Here is a 1255-nt window from a genome sequence, read left to right as displayed (position 1 = left end):
TGCGAGCACCGTGGCCGCGCGCAATCCGGAGGCCTCCGATGAACTGCTCGCCGAACTCGAGCGGGCACGTATCGTCGCCGATGATTGGGTCTCCGCCGGCACCGTCCAGATGGGTTCGACGGTGACATTCAAGCCCGATACTGGCAATGCCAAAACAGTCACGCTGGTTTTTCCTGGCGACGCGGACATCTCCGAAGGCAAGGTTTCAGTCCTCACGCCGATCGGCACGGCCCTGATCGGCCTCTCGGCCGGACAGTCGATCATGTGGACAGCGCGCGATGGGCGCCGGCACAAACTGTCGGTGCTTGCCGTAGGCCAACCCGCTGCGGAAGGCGATGCAGTCGATCGGCGCGCACCAGCGTCTTCGGCGATCCCGGCAGACGCCTAGACATGGGCGTTTCCACCCGTCTCCTCAATCACGCAGGCAGCCTGATCGCGGGAGTGTGACCCCTGCGCCGGCCTGTTCTGGTCCGGCACAGGGGTAGCTTCCACATCCGATCAAATGCTTGACGCCGGAACCCTTTCACGGGTCCGTCTTGGAGACGCACCATGCCCACTATCGATAGCTGCCAACTGACCACCAAGGACTTCACGATTCTTGAAGTGATGCAAGAGCGCCATCCCCGCGGCGATGCCTTGTCCGTTGTCCTTCAACGGAAGATTTCGAGCGCAATTGTGATGTTTCGAGAAGACATTCCGCCAACGGTCGTGACGCTCAGCACCCGAGTGACCTATCGTGTAAACGACGGCCCTGCCGAGACCCGCATCGTCGCACATGACGAGATGCGCGGTCTGGTTGGCATGCTTTGCCGATCACCAACCCGCGCGGCCTGGCGCTGCTTGGTCTGGCCGAAGGTCAGTCCATGTCCATTCCGACCGCGCAGGGCGGCCATGAAACGCTGACTGTGCATGAAGTGGTCTACCAGCCGGAAGCGGCAAGGCGGGAGAGATTGGAGCTGGCGGGGGATGCAGCGCCGGACCCGTGGCGACCGAACGGACCGGTTTTGCGCGTCGCCCATCACTCTGATGAGTCACAACCCAAAGCGGAAAACAGCGTCATGGCGGCTTTCAACGACGGGTTCGACGACCCGGGGCCGTCGGCCGCCTGAGGCCTCGACTATCCAGAACGCTGGGAAAGCGGGTAGACAAGCGTTCCGTCGAGCCTTGCCTCCACACCGTCGGTGAGCTTCGCCGGCTCGACCTTGTTATGGCCCATCAGATGAAAAACGGACTCGCCACGACTGATCAGATAGTC

General features: G+C 62.2%; 2 protein-coding genes. Both read left to right on the top strand.

The genetic code is table 11. From position 1 onward, the window contains the following. Positions 1 to 388 (top strand): nucleoside diphosphate kinase regulator (gene rnk / locus FJ980_RS32505; RefSeq protein ID WP_140547548.1); only part of this gene is annotated, 388 nt, incomplete at its 5' end. A 418-nt stretch (positions 389 to 806) separates the two neighbouring features. Continuing rightward, the gene (locus FJ980_RS35685) at positions 807 to 1109 is read left to right on the top strand and encodes a hypothetical protein (RefSeq protein ID WP_246673079.1); all 303 of its coding nucleotides are present in this window, start codon (positions 807 to 809) and stop codon (positions 1107 to 1109) included. Positions 1110 to 1255: the final 146 nt, after the last annotated feature.

The organism is Mesorhizobium sp. B1-1-5, assembly GCF_006443065.1.
Taxonomy (GTDB): Bacteria; Pseudomonadota; Alphaproteobacteria; order Rhizobiales; family Rhizobiaceae; genus Mesorhizobium.
The sequence above is the reverse complement of the archived record's forward strand: the minus strand, read 5'-3'. Positions and strand labels throughout refer to the sequence as shown.